The 18,668-nt window shown below is 63.6% G+C and carries 13 protein-coding genes and 2 pseudogenes; 9 read left to right on the top strand and 6 right to left on the bottom strand.

Annotation, left to right across the window (positions count from 1 at the left end):
* Positions 1–236: 236 nt before the first annotated feature.
* Positions 237–1,475, top strand: coding sequence for a cytochrome P450 (locus F0Q45_RS07000; RefSeq protein WP_306439427.1), 1,239 nt, complete (start codon positions 237–239; stop codon positions 1,473–1,475).
* 332 nt (positions 1,476–1,807) lie between these two features.
* Here the strand turns inward: F0Q45_RS07000 and F0Q45_RS07005 are convergent, their stop codons facing one another.
* Positions 1,808–2,254 (bottom strand): DUF6941 family protein, encoded by a 447-nt coding sequence (locus tag F0Q45_RS07005; protein ID WP_149653256.1) that lies wholly within the window; start codon positions 2,252–2,254, stop codon positions 1,808–1,810.
* A 224-nt stretch (positions 2,255–2,478) separates the two neighbouring features.
* A complete protein-coding gene (locus F0Q45_RS07010) occupies positions 2,479–4,332 on the bottom strand; it encodes a DUF4407 domain-containing protein (protein ID WP_149653257.1) in 1,854 nt (617 codons plus the stop codon).
* 237 nt (positions 4,333–4,569) lie between these two features.
* Here F0Q45_RS07010 and F0Q45_RS07015 point away from each other — a divergent pair, with 237 nt between their 5' ends.
* Positions 4,570–5,133: a hypothetical protein gene (locus F0Q45_RS07015; RefSeq protein WP_149653258.1), complete on the top strand. Its 564-nt coding sequence runs from the start codon at positions 4,570–4,572 to the stop codon at positions 5,131–5,133.
* Between the two features lie 130 nt (positions 5,134–5,263).
* On the opposite strand, the pseudogene F0Q45_RS29085 reads toward F0Q45_RS07015, so the two are convergent.
* The 3 genes and pseudogenes from F0Q45_RS29085 to malQ all read right to left on the bottom strand — a co-directional run.
* Positions 5,264–5,353: pseudogene (locus tag F0Q45_RS29085) on the bottom strand (nuclear transport factor 2 family protein); the annotation flags it as partial.
* Positions 5,354–5,382: 29 nt separating this feature from the next.
* Positions 5,383–6,258 (bottom strand): LLM class F420-dependent oxidoreductase, encoded by an 876-nt coding sequence (locus F0Q45_RS07025; RefSeq protein WP_149653281.1) that lies wholly within the window; start codon positions 6,256–6,258, stop codon positions 5,383–5,385.
* A 37-nt stretch (positions 6,259–6,295) separates the two neighbouring features.
* Positions 6,296–8,440 (bottom strand): 4-alpha-glucanotransferase, encoded by a 2,145-nt coding sequence (malQ, locus tag F0Q45_RS07030; protein ID WP_149653259.1) that lies wholly within the window; start codon positions 8,438–8,440, stop codon positions 6,296–6,298.
* Positions 8,441–8,753: 313 nt separating this feature from the next.
* On the opposite strand from malQ, the gene eccB reads away from it, so the two are divergent.
* Entirely contained in the window at positions 8,754–10,274 is a 1,521-nt protein-coding gene (gene eccB, locus F0Q45_RS07035; RefSeq protein WP_149653260.1) for a type VII secretion protein EccB, read from the top strand.
* The gene (gene eccCa / locus F0Q45_RS07040) at positions 10,271–14,437 is read left to right on the top strand and encodes a type VII secretion protein EccCa (protein WP_149653261.1); all 4,167 of its coding nucleotides are present in this window, start codon (positions 10,271–10,273) and stop codon (positions 14,435–14,437) included. Before eccB ends, eccCa begins: the two co-directional genes overlap by 4 nt.
* 30 nt (positions 14,438–14,467) lie before the next feature.
* On the opposite strand, the gene F0Q45_RS07045 is transcribed toward eccCa, so the two are convergent.
* Positions 14,468–15,649 (bottom strand): cytochrome P450, encoded by a 1,182-nt coding sequence (locus F0Q45_RS07045; protein WP_149653262.1) that lies wholly within the window; start codon positions 15,647–15,649, stop codon positions 14,468–14,470.
* A gap of 220 nt (positions 15,650–15,869) precedes the next feature.
* On the opposite strand from F0Q45_RS07045, the gene F0Q45_RS07050 reads away from it, so the two are divergent.
* The 5 genes and pseudogenes from F0Q45_RS07050 to F0Q45_RS07070 all read left to right on the top strand — a co-directional run bounded on the left by F0Q45_RS07050 (position 15,870) and on the right by F0Q45_RS07070 (position 18,645).
* On the top strand, positions 15,870–16,076 hold the full coding sequence (locus F0Q45_RS07050; protein WP_149653263.1) for a ferredoxin: 207 nt from the start codon (positions 15,870–15,872) through the stop codon (positions 16,074–16,076).
* A gap of 353 nt (positions 16,077–16,429) precedes the next feature.
* A complete protein-coding gene (locus tag F0Q45_RS07055; RefSeq protein WP_149653264.1) occupies positions 16,430–16,729 on the top strand; it encodes a type VII secretion system ESX-5 target PE19 in 300 nt (99 codons plus the stop codon).
* A gap of 319 nt (positions 16,730–17,048) precedes the next feature.
* Complete coding sequence (locus F0Q45_RS07060; RefSeq protein ID WP_149653265.1) at positions 17,049–17,345, top strand: WXG100 family type VII secretion target; 297 nt, start codon at positions 17,049–17,051, stop codon at positions 17,343–17,345.
* 50 nt (positions 17,346–17,395) lie between these two features.
* A pseudogene (locus F0Q45_RS07065) lies at positions 17,396–17,631 on the top strand (type VII secretion protein EsxI).
* A 111-nt stretch (positions 17,632–17,742) separates the two neighbouring features.
* On the top strand, positions 17,743–18,645 hold the full coding sequence (locus F0Q45_RS07070) for an ESX secretion-associated protein EspG (RefSeq protein ID WP_149653266.1): 903 nt from the start codon (positions 17,743–17,745) through the stop codon (positions 18,643–18,645).
* Positions 18,646–18,668 lie beyond the last annotated feature (23 nt).

An 18,668-nucleotide genomic window follows, 5' to 3' on the forward strand; every position in this document is an offset into this window, starting at 1 on the left:
CCGTCGAAGTCGCAATCGCTGCACGAGGACGGGATGTTTGCGAGGTCGACTGGCGGTTTCCGGCACCACCTGGAGCGCGGGAGACTCGTGTGTAGTTCTGTCCGAACGGATCTCAAGCTGAGACGTAGATGGCGGTAATGCGCGCCGCCCACGCAGGTCACAACTGCGCGGTGAGACGGTCCGAGGTAGCGTCGCCCCCCCGCAGTTTCAACTTGCGTCACCTCGTTGACGTGCAGATGACTCCCGGTCACGCTGGACGGGTGACTGCCGTAGCCGATGCCATCACCCTCTTCGATACCGAGTCCCTGCAAGATCCGTACCCGCTCTATGAGCGGATGCACGTTGTGGGCCCGGTCCACCGGATCGTTGACTCGGCGTTCTATGCCGTGTGCGGTTGGGACGCCGTCCATGACGTCCTGAGCCGTCCCGAGACGTTCTCCTCGAACCTGACCGCCACGATGACATATACAGCCGAAGGAACCGTCGAGCCGTTTTATATGGACTCGCTCGGTGGTCCCACCCACGTACTCGCCACCGCCGATGATCCTGCCCACGCGCGGCACCGCAAGCTGTTGGTACGCCACTTGGCGGCCAAGCGGATTCGTGTCTTCGAGCAGTTAGTCGCCGATACGGCAGAGCGTCTATTACTCGACGGCCTGCAGGACGGGCGCATCGAATGGATGGGCGCTATGGCCAACCGCCTGCCGATGATGGTTGTGGCTGAGCTCATCGGCATCCCGGACGCTGACGTCGCCCAGCTCGTTAAGTGGGGGTACGCGGCCACCCAGCTACTCGAAGGGTTGGTCAGCCAAGAACAACTCGCCGCTGCGGGCATCGCCGTGATGGAACTCAGCGGCTACATCTTCGAGCAACTTGGCCGGGCGGCCGTCGACCCGCAGGACAACTTAATCGGTGAGCTTGCTGTCGCTTGCGAAGCGGGGGAAATCGACACGCTCACTGCCCAGATCATGATGGTCACCTTATTCGCAGCCGGGGGAGAGTCCACCGCCTCGTTGCTCGGCAGCGCGGCGTGGTTGCTCGCCAACCGTCCGGATATCCAACTACGCGTGCGAGAAAACCCCGAGCTGCTCGGTGCGTTTATCGAGGAGACGTTGCGCTACGAGGCCCCCTTCCGGGGCCACTATCGGCATGTGCGAAGCGCCACCAGCCTGGCCGGCGTCGACCTCCCGGCTGATTCGCACCTGTTGTTGTTGTGGGGAGCGGCCAACCGCGATCCGGCCCAATTTGAGACACCAGGCGCGTTTCGCCTCGACCGTGCAAGAGGCAACGGTCACATCAGTTTTGGCAAGGGCGCCCACTTCTGCGTCGGGGCCGCGCTGGCGCGCTTAGAGGCTCGTATCGTCTTACGACTCCTGGTCGACCGGACTTCGATAATCGAGGCAACCGATGTCGGACGATGGTTGCCAAGCATTTTGGTGCGCCGTCTCGAACATCTGGAATTGACCGTGAGATAGCGGCGTTAGTGGCACGCAGTCGGTTTCCAGTAGCCGGGTCTATCGGACGACGAATACATACGGGGCATATGACCTCCTGAGGATCGCTCAGGCCAAGGGCGCCACCGTGGCGAAACGCGTTGCGCGAGGAATACCCGGCGCGATAGCCGCATTCGATGAACCTGGCCGAGCTTCCAGTCGATGGTGATCACCGCGGTGCGCCTACCTCGATGTTGCCGCGGAACGGACAACGCAGGTGACCACATCCACCCTGACGTTCATGCCAAGCCCCCCGGTTCCCATTACGCTGATCGACAAGAGCCGCTGCAACGCAAGGCATTACAGCGGAAATCCTACGATGACGCGGATGGAAGGTTCCCGAGGGACACGATAAATGGCTCCACAGCGGTAGCCATCTCGTAGCCTTCGACCTCCACGCGCCACTCGTAAATTCCTGGTTCCAAAGGGATTCCGGGCGGGATGTTGAGGGCAAGCGGCATCCGAACCGCAGTGCCGGGAATGGCCCCAGGCATACGGCCCGCCTCAGCTGTGGCCTCAAACAGCAACCGCTGCGGCCCTTGCGCGCCCGCCACTATCACCGCATCACCGTCGGTGGTCAGCAATTGGCACGTCAGCCTGTGCGGCCGGTTGGTCTCGTCCCAGTCGATGTCCAAAAACAGCACCAAAGCAAAGGGAGGCGTGGGTGTTTGGCATTGTCGCCAACCCAGCCCCAGAGCGTGGACTTTGCCCGACTGGGGATCGGCCTGCGCTGCGTCAGCGAGCAACAGGCTGACCTTCATGAGGCCCCTAACACCGTGGTCGACGATGCGTAGGTCAACACGGGATGCCGCCCTTGGATTGCTGCGCCATGAAATTCACGAGATCCTATCTTGGTCCCAATCCGTCGCAAAGCTGACAACAAGAACGGTCGGCACCGCAGCTGCCTCCACCGATCCACTCGTCGGCAGGATAATACGCCCCACCCGAACGGTACTGGTGCGAAAGCTTGGCAGTAGCCGCGCGGTTACTTACCGGGCGGCAGCTCGCGCGGGCCTTCCGCAGAGCGCAGCTCAGCCGGCCGGTCCTGCTCGACCAGCTCGCGCCGGCCCTGCCGCCCGCTGGATCCAACCGACAGCGCCACCTCTGTGGGAGCTACCTGATGCAATGTGCGCTGCTGCTCGCTGCCGCCTAGCTGATCGTAGTTTCTGCTATACGCTTCGTCATCGGCCCGACCGCGTGACGATGTGACCCGGTTGATGTCGGCGGGGGCGTCGTCAACCCGGGGCTGGAGCGCTGGTAGGTCGTTTCTGCTGCTGGAGCTGTCCGCGCTGTTAGAGCTTTCGGAATTAACAGTCACCTTTCGCGTGCGTTTGAACGAAAACGCGATTTCTTCGACCTCTTCGAACACCTGACGCGCCGTACGTAACGGCTGAGTGGTGTTGTCGATCACCCGCGCAACGAACGGGGGTACCAGCGGTCGAATCCACCGCGCTGCAGCTTTGGTGGCATCTGGAATGGACGGGATCAGCGACGTCGCGCGGTCGTTTGCGTGGGCTTCCCCGGTGCCGTCAGGCACAACCTGCGCCGGAAGATGGTTTGGGGCCACCGAGGAAGCGTCTTGCGCCCCCGCAGGCAATTGGGCGACAGCGCGGCTGGCCGCTTCCGCTTCGGCGGCGATAGGCAGATACATATCTTCCTCCACTTCCTCGACTGGCTCGAAGGCACGCTCCGACGAAGCGCGCACGGGAGCCTCTAGCGCTTCAACGACGCGACGGCGCTGCTGCTCGCGGTCGATCTCGGCTTGGGCCTCGATCGCCAGGCGGGTCTGAGTGAGTTGATGCTCGGCCCACATGATTTCGGCTGCGCTGCGAATCTCTGCACGTTTGATCGCGATGGCGGTGTCAGCTTCCAGCTCGGCACGTTCGCGCTGGGCGCGTGCTGCCGCATGACGATCCTGCGTCGTCTCACCGCGCCATAGCCGCAGAATCAACGGGAGTAGATACACCAGCGCGAAGAAAGCAATGGTTAGCATCCGCAGCACAAACCCACCCGTGCTGGCCAGCGTCAGGTCATTCATGGTGACCCAGCGGGCGGCAAGCCCATGGCCGGCACCGGAGACGACTGCTCGGCGCGCCGCGGTAAGTGCCTGCTCGTCCTGCTGGACCCTGGTGGCAATGTCGGGCGCCTGCCGGTCGCGAGCCGCCAATGCGCTGTCTAGTTCACGCTGTGCATCGGCGAGAAGCTGGTTCGCCGTTCGTGTTTCGGGTCCCTGCCCGGGAACCCCGGTAATCCTGGTCTGCGGGCAACCCGGCGTGGGATTGTATTCGCAACGCGCCACCACCAGCGCCTTGTCCAGGTGCCCGCGGGCCTGTTCGACCGCGTTGTCTAGGGCAGCGCGCGTATCGCGCGACTGCTGAAGCGATGCCGATGCCTGTGCCACGGACGGCGCAGAATCGGCACTACGCAGCGCCCGTTCGTCCAGACGCTGGTCGATCGAACTGGAAAACGCAACGAGCGCGGCGAGCTCGCCCACGACGACGCCCACAGCCAGAGCCACCCCAGCACGTCCGGCCGTACCGGGCCACGTCCGGGTAGGTCCGCTGACGGTCTCGCGGCTCACGGCGCCGACCAGCAAGCCGAAGACCAGGGCTACTGCAACGACGGCCCAGCGGGGCCAGCCTGCCGACTCGCTTGCGACCAAGTCCGCAACGAGCCCAGCCAACACGGTTCCGAATGCCACGACCGTGCCGGCCACGGCGTGGGTGGCCCGCTCGTGGCGCTCACCGAGTTCACCCCAGTGTCCGCCGCCGAGCCAGCTGAGCAGCCCCTCGATGCGTGCTACTTTCGGGCGCTCAGCAGGGTTTTCGTGGGCACACATGAGACTCCAAACACCTCCAAGTACTCCAGCGTGGCAGGCCGCCACCCAACACACGAATCAAAACGGCTCCTTGTGGCGTTGTTCACAACTCGGCGCGAACGTTGCGGATCACACCGCGCACCATCCGTCGCGTCGGCTGGCTACCCTGGCCGTCTTAGCCGTCTTTGCCGTCAATTTCCTGCGACGCGAAGCGGATCAGCAACCGTTACCGCAGCTGACATGAGACGGTATAAACCTATGCACAATCACGACCACCTGACCTACGAAGAGTTTGGCCGCAGATTCTTCGAGATTGCCGTCACCCCGGAACGCGTCGCGGCTGCGTTCGCCGAAATCGCTGGCAGCGAATTCGCCATGGAACCGATCGCCCAAGGCCCCGGAGGGATCGCTAAGGTCAGCGCGAACGTCAAGATCAACGAGCCGCGGGTGACTCGGAAGCTGGGCGACCTCATTACGTTCGTCATCCACATCCCCTTGTCGATCGATCTTCTGCTCGATCTGCGGCTCGACAAGCAACGCTTCAAGGTTGCCGGGGACATCGCGCTGCGCGCTACCGCACGGGCTGCCGATCCGCTGCTGCTGATTGTCGATGTCTCCAAACCACGCCCGTCGGACATCACCGTCAATGTGTCGTCCAAGTCGATCCGGGGCGAGGTCTTGCGCATTCTGGCCGGTGTTGACGGTGAAATTCGGCGGTTCATTGCGCTCTACGTCGCTGAAGAAATCGACTCTCCGCAGTCACAAGCTGCGCAGGTCATCGACGTGGCCACTCAGTTGGACGCCGCCTGGAAAGGGATATAGCCGGTTTTGGCAATCCGGCTATACGGCAGCTGGATTCGGCACAGCAGCGCTGGCGATGTTGGACTATCACCGAGCACGACCAGCCGAAATTCATCAAATTGCAGGGCCGCGGTAGAGGCGGGATCCGCCTGAAAAGTGCTGCCGCGGAGTTGAATTGACGATCATCGACATGGGCCGCGTACCGATGCACCAAATCGCTTAATGCCGCCCGGTCGGTCAGCGGAACAGGTGGGGGTAACTCGGAGAACGTCAAGCGGCCAACGCCAACCGCTGTGCGCACGCGGAGAGGACATCTTTGGCCTGCTCGATATCGGGGATCGACGGCATGGCCAACACGATCCGGTCGGCGCCTTGATCGATCAGGCGGGCTGCGCGTTCGCTGTCGATCTTGGTCACCGCGTGGCCCCGCGAAACCTCCAGCAGTGCCGGATCACGCCCGGTTGAGAATGCCTCCTCACGCATCAGCGCGATCAGCGTTGCGAGCTGCGGCCCGGCCACGCCGAGCGACTGGAAGCCAACGCCGAAGCGGCCGGCCCGGCGCGCAGCTGCCCGGCTATGCCCACCGATGTGAAGGGGAAGTTGTCCAACGGGTTTGGGGTAACACATAACGTTGGCAAAGCTGAAGAACTCGCCCCGGTGGGAGGCTCCGTACGGCTGGTCGGCCCACAATGCCCGCAGCACAGCCAACTGTTCGTCGGCCCTACGTCCCCGGCTGTCGAACGCGGCCCCGCACGCCTCGAGTTCTTCTTTCAGCCATCCCACGCCCACGCACAGCCGAAGTCTGCCGCCGGAGAGGAAGTCAACGGTAGCGGCCCGCTTGGCCAACACCACCGGATGATGGTTGGGCAGCACCAACACCCCGGTAGCCAGCCCGAGCCGCGCCGTGCGGCCGGCGAGGAACGCCAGCAGGTCGAGTGGGTCGGGGATCGGACAGTCCGCGGGCAATCCAACCCGTCCAGAACCGTCGTACGGGTACACGCTGTCGTATTCGGTGACGAGAACAGTGTGTTCGACGACGATGATCGATTCGAAGCCGCATGCTTCCAGGTGCAGCGCGAAGGCGGTCATCCAGTCCGGGTCCGCCGTGAGCCCCCCGGCCACCGGCGCGACAACTCCCACTTTCAGAGGGACCTCCATGGCAACCGAAGCTAACAGGCGAGCCCTAACTAGCGGCGGAGGCCAGTTGGTCACGAACCGCACGCACCAAGTTGGCCGCCCTTGGGTTGGTGAAGATTTCCTCAAGCAACACCGGCTTGCCGTCGGGGCCGGTCAGCGGAACCCGCCAGTTCGGGTACTCGTCGGTGGTCCCCGGTTGATTCTGCGTCCGACGGTCACCGACCGCGTCGGTCAGTGCTACTCCCAACAGGCGCGACGGTGTCCGGCATAAGAACCGGTAGAGGGCGACAACGATTTGTTCGGCATCGGCCTCGGCCCGCTCGTCTAGCAGGCCTACTCGACGTAACTCCGCAATCCACGCCGCCTGCCCGGCCCGGTCCGCCTCGATCTCGCAATCCACCGGCCGCGTCAACAAACCCAGTGCCTCCCGCAGCCGCACATGATCGCCGGCCAGATAGCCAACGGTCGGCGGCAGGTCGTGAGTGGTTACCGCCGACAAGCAGTACTCGCGCCAGCGCTCGGCCGGCAACGGATCGCCATTTCCCTCCCGATCCAGCTCAAACCACAGGATCGAGGTGCCCAGCAGGCCACGCAGCAATAAGTAGTCGCGCACCCACGGTTCGACGGTGCCGAGATCCTCGCCGACGACGACCGCTCCAGCGCGGTGCGCTTCCAATGCGACAATGCCGATCATCGCCTCATGGTCGTAGCGCACATAGGTGCCCTGCGTGGGCACTGCTCCCTCGGGGATCCACCACAGCCGGAACAGCCCGATGATGTGGTCGATCCGTACCCCGCCGGCGTGCCGCAAGACCGCTCGGATGAGCGCTCGAAACGGCCGATACTCTTGCTCGTCAAGGCGGTCGGGCCGCCAAGGCGGCTGCGACCAGTCCTGACCGAGTTGATTGAACTCATCCGGCGGTGCGCCTGCGGTGACACCCTGTGCAAGCACATCTTGTAAAGCCCATGCGTCGGCCCCGTTCCGGTGAACGCCGACTGCGAGGTCGTGCATGATGCCCAGCGACATCCCGGCTCGAGTCGCCTGCGACTGCGCGGCCGCCAGCTGCTCGTCGAGTTGCCACTGCAACCAGCGGTGGAAGTCGACGGCGTCGGCATGTTTCTCGGCGAAGTCGGCAACCCCTGGCGCGTCCGGACGCCGCAGCGATGTGGGCCACCGGCGCCAGTCGCCGCCATATGTCTCAGCCAACGCCGACCAGGTGGCGAAGTCATCCAAAGCGCGTCCTTCCCGGGACCGGAAAGCGGCGTAGGCCAATTCGCGCCCCGCTGTCCGCGGCAACCGGTAAACCAATTCCAACGCCGCACGCTTGGCCGTCCACGCGCTGTCCCGGTCAATGGTGTCGCGCTGGTCAGCCCGGCGCTGCACCTCCGCGCGCAGCTGTCGAACCCGCCCGCGCTTGGGTAGGCCGACAAACTCCGCAACGGCCTCCACCCGAAGATAGAGCGGGTTGAAAAAGCGACGTGATGTCGGCAAGTAGGGCGACGGCTCCATCGGTGCTGTCGGTGTCGCGGCGTGCAGCGGATTGACCAGCACGTAGTCGGCGCCGTGGCGGTAGGCCGACCACACCGCCAGGTCAGCCAAGTCGCCGAGGTCGCCGACCCCCCATGACTGACGTGACCGCACACTATAAAGCTGGGTGACCAGGCCCCAGGCTCGACGGGCGCCGAGTGTTTCAGGCAGACCAAGCCAATCCGGGGTGACGATGAGGGCCGTGCTGGTCTCGGCGTCGCCGGACCGTAGATGTACGCGGTGGTAGCCGAGCGGCAGGTCCGTGGGCAGCATGAAGCTGGCTTCGCCGATCCAGCGTCCATCCAGATCGAACGGCGGGGCGAAATTGTCGATCTGATGTACTCCGCCGCGCACCGTACCGTCCTCCAGCTGCAACCACACGTCAGCGGGAGCTCCATGAGTGACATGCACCCAAAAACGCGCCGGCACGCCAGCTCGCGCGACGATGGCGGGCGGCATCCCACGCGCCCAATATGACCGGAGTTGGGTAGCCAGGGCCGTATTGCGCTCCTGCTCCGTGCCCGCGGCAACGCCGAAAGCAGCCAGAACCGCCACCAGCGTGGCTTCCGAGACGAGCACGTGCTGGTCTTTCCAGTCCCGGTATTGAGTGGCAATGCCAAATCGGCGGGCAAGTTCGACCAGCGAGGGCGCGAGCTCAGTCATGGCGCCCATCTTGCGTGCTAAACCCGTGTGTGCGGAACGCGGGGCGAGTTGGCTTATCCCAGAACATGCCGGACGGCGTCGTTGCCTAGCAGGTCAGCGCCCTCGAGCCGAGGGTGAACGATTCGACGCGCCGACTCGGCGATTGGTCGCTACCATGCCAAGAAGACACGACGAGTCCTTGGGGGATCCAGTGCGGTCGACGCCGCATGGCGAGGTCTGTTTTAATGCCCTACGGTTATCGGTGTGTTCTGCGATTCGCCAAATATCCAGGGCAATTCCCAGGCGTTCTGAACAGACCGGAAGGTGATCTAACGTGGCTGAAGAGAGCCGCGGACAACGGGGGTCGGGGTACGGCCTTGGATTGTCAACGCGGACCCAGGTAACGGGCTATCAGTTCCTGGCCCGCCGAACCGCGATGGCTTTGACGCGCTGGCGGGTTCGCATGGAGATCGAACCGGGCCGGCGTCAGACGCTGGCGGTGGTTGCCTCGGTGTCAGCCGCCCTGGTGATCTGTCTTGGTGCCCTGCTGTGGTCGTTCATCAGTCCCTCCGGCCAGCTGAACGATTCGCCGATCATCGCGGATCGAGACTCCGGCGCACTTTTCGTACGGGTAGGGGACCGGCTATATCCGGCACTGAACTTGGCCTCGGCTCGGTTGATCACCGGGCGGCCAGACAACCCGCATCTGGTTCGAGGAAGCCAGATAGCCAGCCTTCCGCACGGTCCCCTGGTGGGTATCCCGGGTGCGCCGTCCCAGTTCTCCCCGAAGAATCCGCCGGCGTCCTCGTGGCTGGTATGTGACACCGCCGCGACCTCATCGGGTCTCGGATCACCGCAAGGCGTCACGGTAACTGTCATCGACGGCACCCCCGACCTCTCGGGCCACCGTCGAGTCTTGAAGGGCTCCGACGCAGTGGTGCTCAGCTACGGCGGAGACGCCTGGGTGATCCGCGAGGGGCGCCGGTCCCGCATCGACGCCACCAACCGCTCGGTGCTGCTGCCACTGGGGCTGACGCCAGAACAGGTTAGTCAAGCGCGACCGATGAGCCATGCGCTCTACGATGCCCTGCCGGTGGGGCCCGAACTGCTCGTGCCCGACGTCCCTAACGTAGGCGCTCCGGCGACGTTCCCCGCTGCTCCGGGCCCGGTCGGGACGGTCATCGTCACACCGCAAATTAGTGGGCCGCAACAATATTCGCTGGTCTTGGTGGACGGCGTGCAAACACTTCCCCCCTTGGTGGCCCAGATCTTGCAAAACGCCGGTCGGCCGGGAAACACCAAACCGGTGACGGTGGAGCCCTCGGCATTGGCCAAGATGCCAGTGGTCAACCGGCTGGATTTGTCCGCGTATCCGGACGACCCGCTTAATGTGCTCGATATCCGGGATAATCCCTCTACCTGCTGGTGGTGGGAACGAACCAAGGGTGAGAACCGGGCCCGCGTGCAGGTCATCTCCGGGCCCACCATTCCGGTTGCGCCGCACGATATGCGCAGGGTGGTGGACCTGGTGAAGGCCGATATGACCGGCCGTGAAGCCGACCAGGTCTACTTCGGCCCCGACTACGCCAACTTTGTGGCCGTCACCGGCAACAATCCTGCCGCCCAGACCGCCGAGTCGCTGTGGTGGATCACCGATGCGGGCGCTAGGTTCGGCGTGGACGATTCGAAGGAAGCGCGCGAGGCGCTGGGGCTGACCTTGACCCCAAGCATGGCGCCGTGGGTGGCGCTGCGCTTGTTGCCGCAGGGACCCACGCTGTCACGAGCCGATGCTCTCGTCGAGCACGACACCCTGCCCATGGACATGACCCCTGCAGAGTTGGTGGTACCCAAGTGAAACGTGGTTTTGCCAGGCCTACCCCGGAGAAGCCTCCGGTCATCAAGCCGGAGAACATCGTCCTACCAACGCCGCTGAGCATTCCACCCCCAGAAGGCAAGCCTTGGTGGCTGATCGTGGTCGGCGTCGTGGTAATCGGCCTGCTGGGCGGAATGGTAGCCATGACCTTCGCCAGCGGATCCCATGTGTTCGGGGGGGTCGGCTCGATTTTCCCGATCTTCATGGTCGGCGGGATGATGATGATGATGTTCGGCGGCCGCTTCGGCGGCCAGCAGCAGATGAGTCGTCCCAAACTGGACGCGATGCGCGCTCAGTTCATGTTGATGCTGGACATGCTGCGTGAGACGGCTCAGGAGTCGGCCGACAGCATGGACTTCAACTACCGATGGTTCCACCCGGCGCCTACCACCTTGGCGGCGGCCGTGGGATCACCCCGGATGTGGGAGCGCAAACCCGACGGCAAGGACCTCAACTTCGGGGTGGTGCGCGTCGGCGTCGGCATGACGCGCCCCGAGGTAACCTGGGGCGAGCCACAGAACATGCCGACCGACATCGAGCTCGAGCCGGTGACGGGGAAGGCGCTGCAGGAGTTTGGGCGCTATCAGAGCGTCGTCTACAACCTGCCGAAGATGATCTCCCTCCTGGTTGAGCCGTGGTACGCCCTCGTCGGGACCCGGGAACAGGCGCTGGGCTTAATGCGCGCAATCATCTGCCAGCTGACGTTTTCCCATGGGCCTGATCACGTGCAGTTCATCGTCGTCAGTTCCGATCTAGACGAATGGGAGTGGGTGAAGTGGTTTCCGCATTTCGGCGACTCACGACGTCACGACGCAGCCGGCAACGCCCGCATGGTGTACAGCTCGGTTCGCGAGTTCGCCGCCGAGCAAGCCGAATTGTTTGCCGGCCGTGGATCATTCACACCCCGACACGCCAGCTCCTCAGCACAGACGCCAACGCCGCACACGGTGATCATCGCCGACGTTGACGATCCGCAGTGGGAGTACGTGATCAGCGCCGAGGGCGTTGACGGGGTGACCTTCTTCGACCTGACCGGCTCGTCGATGTGGACCGAAGTCCCCGAGCGGAAATTGGAGTTCGACGCCAAGGGCGTGATCGAGGCACTCCCTCGCGACCGCGACACCTGGATGGTGATCGACGACAAGGCCTGGTTCTTTGCTCTCAGCGACCACATCAGCCTCTCTGAAGCGGAAGAATTCGCCCAGAAGTTGGCGCAGTGGCGGCTCGCCGAGGCATACGAAGAGATAGGTCAGCGGGTGGCCCACATCGGTGCCCGAGACATCTTGTCGTACTACGGAGTCGACGACCCCGGCAACATCGACTTCGACTCGCTGTGGGGCAACCGCACCGACACAATGGGCCGGTCGCGGCTGCGGGCACCGTTCGGTATCCGTTCCGACAACGGTGAGCTGCTTTTCTTGGACATGAAGTCGCTCGACGAAGGCGGCGACGGCCCGCACGGTGTCATGTCCGGGACGACCGGTTCGGGTAAGTCAACGCTGGTGCGGACCGTGATCGAGTCGTTGATGCTCGGCCATCCGCCGGAGGAATTGCAGTTCGTTTTGGCCGACCTCAAGGGCGGTTCGGCGGTGAAGCCCTTCGCTGGGGTGCCCCACGTCTCGCGAATCATCACCGACCTAGAAGAAGACCAGGCTTTGATGGAACGGTTCCTGGACGCGTTGTGGGGCGAGATCGCGCGCCGCAAGGCAGTGTGTGACGGCGCCGGTGTCGATGACGCCAAGGAGTACAACTCGGTGCGCACTCGGATGCGGGCCCGCGGCCAGGACATGCCGCCGTTGCCGATGCTCGTGGTGGTCATCGACGAGTTCTACGAGTGGTTCCGGATCATGCCAACCGCGGTCGACGTCCTGGACTCGATCGGCCGGCAGGGCCGTGCGTACTGGATCCACCTGATGATGGCGTCGCAGACCATTGAAAGCCGGGCCGAAAAGCTCATGGAGAACATGGGCTATCGGTTGGTGCTGAAGGCGCGCACTGCCGGGGCGGCGCAGGCAGCCGGTGTCCCGAACGCGGTGAACCTGCCGGCGCAGGCCGGCCTGGGCTACTTCCGGCGCAGTCTTGAGGACATCACTAGGTTCCAGGCCGAGTTCCTATGGCGGGACTACTACGCTGTCGGCGGCACCATCGACGGCGAGGAAGCGCCGGCGCTGGTGCACAGCATCGATTACATTCGCCCGCAACTATTTACCAACTCTTTCACGCCACTCGAGGTAAGCGTGGGTGGGCCGCAGATCGACGCGGTGGTCGCGCACGCAAACGGCGAGGTGATCGAAGCTGGGGGAGAGACCGACGAGGAAGACGAAGCCGTCCGAACCCCCAAAGTGGGTACGGTGATCATCGATCAGCTGCGCAAGATCAAGTTCGAGCCCTACCGGCTGTGGCAGCCGCCGCTGACCGTACCGGTAGCAATCGACGACCTGGTCAACCGATTGCTCGGCCACCCGTGGCAGAAGGACTACGGTACAGCGCGGAATCTGGTGTTCCCGATCGGGATCATAGACCGGCCGTTCAAGCACGACCAACCGCCGTGGACGGTCGATACCTCAGGGCCCGGCTCCAACGTCTTGATCTTGGGCGCTGGCGGTTCAGGCAAGACCACTGCGCTGCAGACGCTGATCTGCTCGGCGGCGCTGACCCATACACCGGAGCAAGTTCAGTTCTACTGCCTGGCCTACAGCAGCACCGCATTGACCACGGTGGCCCGGTTGCCCCACGTGGGCGAAGTCGCAGGTCCCACAGATCCGTACGGGGTGCGCCGGACGGTGGCCGAGCTGCTGGCGCTGGTGCGCGAACGCAAACGGAGCTTCCTGGAATGCGGAATCGCCTCGATGGAGATGTTCCGGCGCCGCAAATTCGCCGGAGAGACCGGCCCGGTCCCCAACGACGGCTTCGGTGATGTCTACCTGGTGATCGACAACTACCGGGCGTTGGCTGAGGAAAACGAGGTGTTGATCGAGCAGGTCAACGTAATCATCAACCAGGGACCCTCGTTCGGGGTGCACGTGGTGGTCACGGCCGATCGCGAATCGGAGCTGCGGCCGCCGGTGCGTAGTGGTTTCGGTTCCCGAGTCGAGCTGCGATTGGCCGCAGTGGAGGACGCCAAGTTGGTGCGTTCCCGGTTTGCCAAAGACGTTCCGGTTAAGCCCGGCCGCGGCATGGTGGCAGTCAACTACGTCCGGCTCGACAGCGACCCGCAGGCGGGCCTGCACACACTGGTGGCCCGGCCGGCGTTGGGCAGCACGCCCAACAGCGTTTTCGAGTCCGACAGCGTGGTCGCGGCGGTGAGCCGAATGACAACCGCCCAAGCCCCGCCAGTGCGCCGGCTGCCGGCAACATTCGGCGTGGACCAGGTGCGGGAGCTGGCCGCGCGAGACGCTCGCAAGGGCGTGGGCGCCGGCGGTATCGCCTGGGCGATATCCGAATTGGATCTGCAGCCTGTCTATCTCAACTTCGCCGAGAACTCGCACTTGATGGTGACTGGTCGACGCGAATGTGGACGAACCACGACGCTGGCAACGATCATGTCCGAAATCGGACGGCTCTACGCACCGGGGGCCACCAGTGCCCCGCCGCCTCCGCCCGGACGGCACTCCGCTCAGGTCTGGCTGGTCGACCCACGTCGCCAGCTGCTGACCGCCCTCGGTTCGGACTATGTGGAGAAGTTCGCCTACAACCTCGACGGCGTAGTTGCGATGATGGGCGAGTTGACCGCCACCCTGGCAGGCCGGGAGCCTCCGCCCGGCTTGTCCGCCGAAGAGTTGTTGTCGCGCTCGTGGTGGAGCGGTCCGGAGATCTTCCTGATCATCGACGACATCCAGCAACTGCCGCCGGGCTTCGATTCGCCGCTGCACAAGGTGGTTTCGTTCGTGAACCGGGCCGGCGACGTCGGTTTGCACGTAATCGTCACTCGGTCCTTCGGTGGCTGGTCTTCGGCTGGCAGTGACCCGATGTTGCGGGCACTGCACCAAGCCAATGCGCCGCTGCTGGTGATGGACGCCGATCCGGACGAGGGCTTCATCCGCGGCAAGATGAAGGGTGGCCCATTGCCTCGGGGCCGAGGCCTGCTGATGGCCGAGGACACAGGCGTGTTTGTCCAGGTGGCTGCCACCGATTGGCGACGGTAAGCCGTTGGCGCTGAGCTGGGGTTGGCTGGGTCAGCTCCAGCGCAGCGGCAGTGCCTTGAGAGCAAACGACTTTGACGGGAAATGAATCTCGGGCGTATAGCCCGGAACCAGGTCGAAGTCGGGGATTCTGGTGAGCCATTCCCCGACCAGCATGGTCAGTTCCAGACGTGCCAGATGAGATCCCAGGCAACGGTGTGGTCCGCCGCCGAATCCCCAGTGTCGATGCACTTTGCCGTCCATTACCAACTCATCGGTAGATATGGCGTCGGTGCCGTCGCGGTTCACCGCGGCCATGCACAGTCGCACCCGTGAGCCGGCGGGTAGGGTCATGCCGCCAACGTGGACGATCTGGGTGGTAACTCGCGGCGCCACCGGCGCAGATGGCTCAAGCCGGACGATTTCCTCAATAAAGACCCTAATCTGCTTGGGGTCGTCGCGAAGCATGGTGCGCAGCTGCGGCCGGCGAGCAAGTTCGAAAAGGCAATAGCCCACCGCGGCTGACACCGTGTCCAGCCCGGCGAGGATCAACAGGTGACTGAGCCCCAATACCTCGATCTCACTGAGTGGATCATCACCGATGAGCACTTGCGACAAGACGTCAGGGCCCGGGTTCTGCTTGCGTTCGATGACCACTTGGGTGAGGTATTCGAACAGCCCGCGGGCCGCAGCGAGATCAGCCTCAGTCGGATAAGGCCGATCCGACATCGCGATTACGGCGTCTTTCCAGGCAATCAGTCGGTCGCGATCGTCCAGCGATAGGCCATAGAGCACCAGGAAGAGTTGAAACGGGAACAGGTTCGCGAGGTCTGCCATCACTTCGCACTCACCCCGGGGCGCGATGGCCTCGATCATCGCGACCGTGTGGCTCAGCAGGGCCGGCCGCACCTTCGCCAGGGCAGCCGGACTGAAGAATGGCTGCAGGATCTGGCGATACCGCGTGTGCTCCGGCGGGTCGAACGCAAGCGGTACGACCGGCAACGGGTTATCCGGAGGTTGGAGCGCCTCCCGCGACGAGAACGCCTTGGGATTGCGCAGTGCTGCGAGCACGTCCTCGCGCCGCGTCAGGTAGTACCAGCCGTTCATGAACACCACAGGACCGGCGTCTCGCAGGGTTTTCCATCCAAGTCCTCTGTCGGTGGCCATCGGCAGCGTCGAATATTCCAGGCGCGGTAAGTGAAACGTGCCGGTCTGGCTGCCGCCGATACTGCTCATGCGCTTGACTCTTCTGCTGTTGCACGTTGTCCCGATTACTGGTCGCCGAGGCAGCCAGGCCCTGGTGACACTGCCCAATATCGCATGCGGGGCAACCATGGACCAATCCGGGCACGGCACGCGCGCTTCTTCGCCAGTGGTTACCGGGTTCGGCTAGCCTTTTCGCAGTTGTGTCGATAGATCGCGCACGCACTCCTGGTGTGATCGAGGAGGAAATCCCATGAAGGTTCGTCTCGAGCAGTCGAGGTGCGTGGGACACGCGCAGTGTTTCGCCGTCGATCCGCAACTGTTCCCCATCGACGACTCTGGCTACTCGATCCTCGAAGAACACGTCGTGCAGCCCGAGGACGAACAGTTGACGCGCGACGGCGTCGCCGCCTGCCCCGAGATGGCACTCCGGCTCGACGAGACCGACGCAATCGACTAGAACGTCCCGACTCAGGACTGCCTTGGCCGCTTACAACGTTAGTACTTCTCGACCGGTGGGTTACGCTGTCGGGCGCGGCGGGCTCTACCCTGAATCGACTACACCAGGAAAACGCTTGCTAGCACAGTTCGAGCACTCGCGACAGCTGGTCTCGCCCGCTTTTCTCTGTGAGTTTGCTGAGCCGGCGCCAAAATCGCCTGACCACTGTTACTGTGTCGTTACTGCAGGTGAATTCGCCGTGCCAACACGTGAACAGTTGCGAAATGGCGGCGTCGGAAGCAACGTGGCGCCGCGCGGTCATCTACTCTCTTGCACTAGGGCGGTGCCAGGGATAATCGAGGGAGGACAACAGCATGTCGTTCGTGACCACACAGCCGGAAGCTCTGGCGGCTGCAGCAGCCAACCTACAGGGTATCGGCAGCACGATGAGTGCTCAGAATGCCGCCGCAGCCGCCCCGACGACAGGGGTAGTACCCGCGGCCGCCGATGAGGTATCGGCGTTGACCGCGGCACAGTTCGCCGCGCATGCGCAGATGTACCAAGCTGTCAGCGCGCAAGCGGCGGCGATCCACGAGATGTTCGTTAACACTTTGGCAACCAGTTCCGGTTCATATGCGGCCACCGAGGCCGCGAATGCCGCGGCTGCCGGCTGACGCGCCCGCAGTGGTGGACCGGGGCGGATCGGTTGCGGACGTGAGTTCGATGGTGAGCCGTAACCGGTGGGCGCTTTCGGGGATTGCCTACAGTACCGAGACAGCTATCTGTATCGCTAGGGCTACTTTGGCTACTTTCGTCGATCTCGACTCTGAGGTCCGAGGTTCAGCGTCGATGATGCCGTACGCAACATCCGATGGCCGTCGGCTGGCGGAAGGGGGATCATCCGTAGGTTTCCCGGTTGGAGCTTACGCGCGCGTAGCCGATCGACCATCACGACCATGACACAGATGGTCCGGCCTGTAAGGAGAAATTCAGGTGGCTTCACGATCTATGACCGATCCGCACGAGATGCGGGCTATGGCTGGGTGGTTCGAGACGCATGCCCAGATCGTGGAGGACGAGGCGCGCCAGATGTGGGGGTTCTCGCAGCACATTTCCGGTGCGGGCCGAAGTGGTTTGGCCGAGGCGACCTCGCTGGACACCATGGGCCAGCTGCACCAGGCGTTTCGCAACATTGTCAACATGCTGCACGAGGTGCGTGACGGGTCGATTCGTGACGGCACCAACTACGAGCAGCAAGAGCTGACCTCCCAGCAGATCCTTAGCAGCTAGCGCGCAAGCCAACAGCTGCGTACGCTTTCTGAGGTTAGGAGAACACGAGTATGACCATTAATCATCAGTTCGGTGCTGTGGACGCCCACGGCGCCACCATCCGCGCTCAGGCTGCCTCGCTGGAGGCCAAGCACCAGGCCATCGTGCCCGATGTGCTGGCTGCCGGTGACTTTTGGGCCGGGGCCAGGTGATCTACGAACAAGCCAACGCCCATGGCCAAAAGGTCCAAGCTGCGGGCAGCAACATGGCGCAGACCGACAGCGCCGTCGGCTCCAGCTGGGCCTAAAACCGAACTTCAGGCGCGGCAGCACACCAACAAACCCGGTGTGCTGCCCTGTCCTGCAGTCAGTTAGCGCTAGACACCACTAGAGACCACTGAGGGACGTCTGAGGTAGGGATGGATCAACAGAGTACGCGCACCGATATCACCGTCAATGTGGACGGCTTCTGGATGCTGCAGGCGCTGCTGGATATCCGGCACGTTGCGCCCGAGCTGCGGTGCCGGCCATACGTATCCACCGACTCGAACGACTGGCTGAATGAGCATCCGGGTATGGCGGTCATGCGCGAGCAGGGCATCGTCGTGGGTGACGCGGTCAACGAACAAGTCGCTGCCAGAATGAGAGTGCTGGCCGCGCCCGACCTGGAAGTGGTCGCCTTACTCTCGCGGGGCAAGCTGCTGTACGGGGTAGTCGACGACGAGAACCAACCGCCGGGTTCCCGCGACATCCCCGACAACGAATTTCGGGTGGTTTTGGCCCGCCGCGGCCAGCACTGGGTGTCCGCGGTCAGGGTGGGCAACGACATCACTGTCGATGACGTCTCGGTGACCGATAGTGCGTCGATTGCGGCATTGGTGATAGATGGTCTGGAGTCGATTCACCACGCCGACCCGGCCGCTATCAATGCGGTCAATGTGCCACTAGAGGAAATGTTGGAAGCAACGAAGTCGTGGCAGGAGTCGGGCTTCAACGTCTTCTCGGGTGGAGATCTGCGGCGAATGGGCATTAGCGCTTCCACGGTGGCGGCGCTCGGGCAAGCACTATCAGATCCCGCAGCCGAGGTCGCCGTCTACGCGCGCCAGTACCGCGACGACGCCAAGGGCCCAAGCGCCTCGGTGCTGTCGTTGAAGGACGGATCGGGTGGGCGCATCGCGCTCTACCAGCAGGCGCGAACGGCCGGCTCCGGCGAGGCGTGGCTCGCTATCTGCCCGGCAACACCGCAGCTGGTGCAGGTAGGGGTGAAGACGGTACTGGACACGCTGCCGTACGGCGAGTGGAAAACACATAGCCGAGTTTAACAACGCCGTTACCAAAAAAGCTG

Source organism: Mycobacterium simiae (assembly GCF_008370645.1).
Taxonomy (GTDB): domain Bacteria; phylum Actinomycetota; class Actinomycetes; order Mycobacteriales; family Mycobacteriaceae; genus Mycobacterium; species Mycobacterium simiae_A.